The 5,055-nt window shown below is 36.6% G+C and carries 5 protein-coding genes; 2 read left to right on the top strand and 3 right to left on the bottom strand.

Features of this window, described 5'->3' with window-relative positions; all coding sequences use genetic code 11:
* The 3 genes from DYY65_RS10935 to DYY65_RS10925 all read right to left on the bottom strand — a co-directional run.
* The coding region (locus DYY65_RS10935) for a class I SAM-dependent methyltransferase (protein ID WP_162477994.1) at nt 1–565 on the bottom strand (565 nt) is incomplete at its 3' end.
* Nucleotides 566–1,449: 884 nt separating this feature from the next.
* On the bottom strand, nt 1,450–1,815 hold the full coding sequence (locus tag DYY65_RS10930) for a hypothetical protein (protein ID WP_162477993.1): 366 nt from the start codon (nt 1,813–1,815) through the stop codon (nt 1,450–1,452).
* A gap of 366 nt (nt 1,816–2,181) precedes the next feature.
* Nucleotides 2,182–2,661, bottom strand: coding sequence for a metal-dependent transcriptional regulator (locus tag DYY65_RS10925; protein WP_236561805.1), 480 nt, complete (start codon nt 2,659–2,661; stop codon nt 2,182–2,184).
* A gap of 157 nt (nt 2,662–2,818) precedes the next feature.
* Here DYY65_RS10925 and DYY65_RS10920 point away from each other — a divergent pair, with 157 nt between their 5' ends.
* Together DYY65_RS10920 and DYY65_RS10915 are read left to right on the top strand one after the other, a co-directional pair.
* The gene (locus tag DYY65_RS10920; RefSeq protein ID WP_162477992.1) at nt 2,819–4,075 is read left to right on the top strand and encodes an Nramp family divalent metal transporter; all 1,257 of its coding nucleotides are present in this window, start codon (nt 2,819–2,821) and stop codon (nt 4,073–4,075) included.
* 293 nt (nt 4,076–4,368) lie between these two features.
* Nucleotides 4,369–4,704 carry a hypothetical protein gene (locus tag DYY65_RS10915; RefSeq protein WP_162477991.1) on the top strand — a complete coding sequence of 112 codons (336 nt, stop codon included), beginning with the start codon at nt 4,369–4,371 and terminating at the stop codon, nt 4,702–4,704.
* Nucleotides 4,705–5,055 lie beyond the last annotated feature (351 nt).

Genomic DNA, 5,055 nt, shown 5'->3' with positions numbered 1-5,055 from the left:
AATGTTCTGATCTCCATGTCCATGAGAGGATTCCTAGTCTTAGCAAGTCGCGAATCTTAGATATTGATGTCTTGGTCATCGTTGTGACTGGTATTGCAATGACAAAAAGGCCATCAGGTCTAAGAATTCTTCTAGATTCGTCAATAAACTGTACTAATGACTTGAAGTGTTGTGCGGATTCTAAAGCAATTACCCTGTCCATACATTCATCTTTAAAGGGCAATACCTTGGCCGTTCCATTTAGTAGAGAAATATCAGTAGCAACATCATGATTATAAAATGATAGTGCTTGGTGTGTTAAGTCCAAGGCGTTGCTACTGTCTCGGTCTATTCTAACTAAGCCTGTAGTATTTTTTAACTGAAGTAAATTAATATCTAGACACGTGATATCCAAGTTGCTGTAAACTGATTTCCAATGTATTGCGGGTTCTGAGAATCCGCTTCCAATATCTAGAACGCTTTTTGCAGAATCCATTTCCGCAAATTTACCGACTAACATACACAGTTCATGTTGTGCCTCAACAAGATTAGTGATTTTGCTATTCCAGTAGCCAAAATTTAGCATGCTACTTCCAATTACTCGCATGACATAAGGAGTTATAAAATTATAGCAATTAATTATATCAGATTCATTTCGCCTTAAAAGCCACAAGAGAGTCTGAAAAGACCTTCGTAATTCTACCAACTGTTGATAACTAGTTAAAAAAATATATATCAATTCCTTGTTTTATGTTAATATAGACTAACGACTAGACCAATCATGTTTTCTTCAAATGAAGTTCAGCATCAGTCTGTATCAGGTTCAGCATCTGTCGGTGCATGATGACATAAATGACATAATTTATAGATTCAACTTTAAATTATGTGAGGTCAAATCTATAAACTATGGCAAAAACATGTATGATTTGCTATCAAAACTACGAGGGTGACAAATATGAACATATCAGAAGACATCTCACTGATTTTGAAACGATAGTTCATTACATATCAAAGCTGGAAGAACGAATAGACATGCTTGAGAGCAGATAATCACTCTTAGATGCAGATCTTAAGTAAACCCCTTTCCTCTGCCTATAGAATATACAGACTTGTTGAGTGTATATTCTCGATCAAATCAGACCAATCAGAGTGGATCAGTATTATCTTTAGGATTGACCATTCATACACACTTAACTAAACGTTGTTTGTTTGTTTGTTTTTGTTTGTTTGTTTGTTTGTTATTCATTAGTTCTTCGACTCAAATTGAAAAATAACTTTGAATTTATCTTATAGAAATTAAATGTAGCAAACATTAACCTGTCGTATAATTCTAAAAGTTCGCTCATCCACTTGCTATAGTCGCTCACAGAATCTGAAATAGTTGGTACTATGTTACTAAAGGTTAGGTGCAAATCACAGTTCCTCGTATAGGCCTGAGATTCTTGTGCTGTCAGTCAATAATGGTTAAGATTAATCACGTACATATGACCTATAGGAACTTAAGAACGGATCATTGTCTTTTATTGCTAGTATTTCATTCTCTGTTAATGATGCGTATGCGTTCGTCTGATCAAATTTGTATACGGTATGTTTTGGGATACTAAATCTTTCATGATCGCCATACTCGATCATAATTGAGTATGATGTTTGATAGTCTACCTTACCATCATTATCCTTTACTATCTTACCCATATCCAACCCATCTTTACTTCTCAAGGTTTTTCCGATAGTCTTGATCCAGTCCGCTGATTCGATTAGCGACAAATCAGATTTATTATGTTCCTTCGTTTGGTTAAGGTGAGGACCAGATTCATTCGAATTATGTTCATGATTCATCCTATAAATGTAGTTGGACCTATCTTATTTCCTTTGTGGCTAACCATGATAATCTCTTGACTACGTAGGTTGCCAAATTGTAGATTGGAGAGAATAAGAAGACTTATTAGAGGTACCACTGGCTTCAGGATCTTGTCCTATTATACAACATGATAATCTACAACAGTGGATTTATCTTCAGGTCATAATCCACTCAAATACGCTGATTTTCTTAATGCAAAGATCTGATGGCATATTAGAAAAGGATATCTGAAAACACACATAGCAGCTGACATAAAGAAGAAAAGAATCCTATCTTTGGAAGTAACAAGTGAAGAAGTACATGATGGAAAAATGTTAAAGAATCTGGTAGATAATGCTTCTGAACTAAATGCCTTTCTTTTGATTCTCTATGAATTCTCTTAACTTCTTCAATGTTTGTGAATGCAGATGATGCTCGATTCCTTCGGCGTCGATATTTGCAACATCATCATGTACACCAATCATCTTGAAGAATTCAGACAACAGGCTATGCTTTTCATGAATACTCTTTGCCACCTCGATCCCTTTTTCTGTTAGATTAACCCCTCTATATTTCTCATATTTTAAAAATTTATTTTCATCTAGTCGCTGAAGCATCTTAGTCACACCCGGTAAGCTCACGTTGAGAGACTCAGAAAGGTCGGTCTGTGTGGCATAACCTTTTTTCCTTGTTAATTCATAAATGACCTCCAAATAATCCTCCATTCTGTGAGTTTGCGGTTCTGCTATTACATTTGGTTTTATACTATGAGCATCACGGATTAATTTGAGGTGCTTATGGTTGTCCTCATTGTTCTTGTTCAGTCTGACCTTCAGTTTCCTCAACTAACAATGCTGTGCATAATACTAGCTCATTTACCTTTCTATAATTATCTTCAAGTCCCCTTTCTTGGATTGTTATGGCTATGTTCATATGTCTAATGATGTTAGTCTTGGTTAACTTTAATAAGCTGTCTAGGCTTTATTATAGTGTATATCAATAATGCTCTCTCAAAGGTATCTTTTAGCCAAGAAGCAATCTCTTCTTAAGCTATTTCTTTACACGGGGCCTGCTCTCATCGTGAGCATGGCCTATATGGATCCGGGTAATTTTGGCACTGATATCGCAGGAGGAGCATCCCAAAATTATAGTCTACTTTGGGTAGTTTGGCTATCAAGTGCAATGGCCATGATGCTTCAGTATTTGTCTGGCAAGATTGGAATAGCGACAGGTAAATCTTTACCAGAAATAATACGTGAAAAGCTAAGAAAGAAAATATACATAGTACCATATTGGTTAGCTGCAGAAGCAGCGGCTGCTGCTACAGATTTGGCTGAATATCTTGGTACTGTTATCGCACTTAACCTTCTATTTGGAATCCCACTGATTTATGCAGCCATCTTTGGAGCCTTGGATGTTATATTGATACTTGCTTTTACGACACGCAAATTCCGTGTTCTTGAGCAGATGTTTATCTTATTTGTATCAATAATAAGTTTTGGATTTTTGTATGAAGTGTTTGTCACAAAGCCAGATCCTTCAGCAATACTATATCATTCAGTTGTTCCCATGATTGCAAATTCAAATGCATTACTTTTATCCGTTGGAATTATTGGAGCCACTGTGATGCCACATGCTCTTTTCGTGCATTCGTGGCTTACAAAAAATAAGATCAAAGACAAGTCTATTGAAGAAAAGAGAGTGTTACGGAAGCTACATCTTACAGAAAACGTTGTTATACTCACTGTTGCTGGTATGGTAAACGCAGCAATAATGATAATAGCTGCTGCTGCATTTAATGCACATTACTCGAATGTAGCTTCAATATCTGATGCTTACAAAACCTTTATTCCACTTTTTGGGGCTGGCGCGGGAATTGTCTTTGTTATTACTCTGCTTTCATCTGGTATCTCCTCTTCGGTAGTCGGTACGCTGGCTGGTCAAACCATAATGGAAGGCTTGTTAGGTACGAAAGTTAACATTTGGCTTAGGCGCATTGTGACACGATTCATCAATGTGATTCCTACAACGATAGCAATATCTCTTGGATTAGATCCTCTCAACATACTGGTGTATAGCCAAGTCATACTTAGCTTGATGATACCATTACCCATGATTCCTCTTGTATTAATGACCAGAAATAAAGCAATCATGGGCGAGTTTGTAAACAGAAATATCACAACAATAATCTCAATTATTTTTGTTGGTATAATATTGGCATTTAATTCTTATTTAGTAATATCTACTATCAAACCATAAAGACCATGCTCGCCTCTTACAATGACCAGAGGATGATAACTAGTCCACAGCTCAATGGGAGCTATGAAAGAGAACACAATGAAATTAACTAATGACACCGGTAGAGAAGTTTACGATGACTAAAACACCTACTACTGATACACTAGAACAAGATAAAAAGTGTCAACCGTATTGGTTCATTTTGTCAACCATGTTAATTACACCTTCTTAACCATTTGTGAGTTTTCATTCAGCTACTGGTACATATTGGCAATTTGATTAGGCGGGCTGTCTCATTGTCTTGAATTTGTGAAATGATAGACGATAAATCTAAAGACGACATAACCGATACAACTAATTCGACTGAAGCAACTAACGTATACGATACGATAGGACAAAACCGCATTAGAGGAATAAGCGCCTTCACTAAGGCTCAACCACAATCCGCCTCTAATCTACATCTTGATTATATTGCTGCAGTAAAGAATGCTATTCAGAATATAGTTTCAGCTCAAAAGGTATTAGTCTGTAACGTAAACGTCCCCTTAGTAACGCCACCATACGCAGATGAATTTCTAAAGCAATCCAATGACGTCACCGAGAACTTAGTGAGAGCAGTACAACAACAACCTGACTGTAAACGCAACTAATGCAACCGCAGAAACTTTAGAACTCTTAATCGAACCGCTGAGTTTGTGACAGAATTTAATACGAGCGCAGCAAAAGCTTGGAATTCGTTCCTTACAGTACCACAAGAACAGTTTTTATAACTTTCAAATATGGTCTGATTTTCAATAAATTATCGCCGCTATGGGTCATTTGTGATATTTTTCCATTTAGCTCTCCATACATGTAAATAATATATGGCATAAAGTAATTGTATGTCATGGAACAAAAAAGATATTCTAGTACCAAAACAGGCCACCTGTCAAATATGCAATTTAACAGCTCGCAACGATGAAGAACTTGCGGATCATGTTCGCCACGCGCACGGATCTGAA

The sequence above is a fragment of the Nitrososphaera sp. AFS genome (assembly GCF_009898475.1).
In the GTDB taxonomy this organism is placed as follows: domain Archaea; phylum Thermoproteota; class Nitrososphaeria; order Nitrososphaerales; family Nitrososphaeraceae; genus Nitrosopolaris.
This window is presented reverse-complemented; position numbering and strand designations above follow the sequence as displayed.

What these genes read in the sequence shown, in the direction of transcription:
- DYY65_RS10930 (WP_162477993.1), bottom strand. Translation starts at nt 1,815, where the DNA reads ATGAATCATGAACATAATTCGAATGAATCTGGTCCTCACCTTAACCAA.
- DYY65_RS10920 (WP_162477992.1), top strand. Translation starts at nt 2,819, where the DNA reads ATGCTCTCTCAAAGGTATCTTTTAGCCAAGAAGCAATCTCTTCTTAAG.
- DYY65_RS10915 (WP_162477991.1), top strand. Translation starts at nt 4,369, where the DNA reads ATGATAGACGATAAATCTAAAGACGACATAACCGATACAACTAATTCG.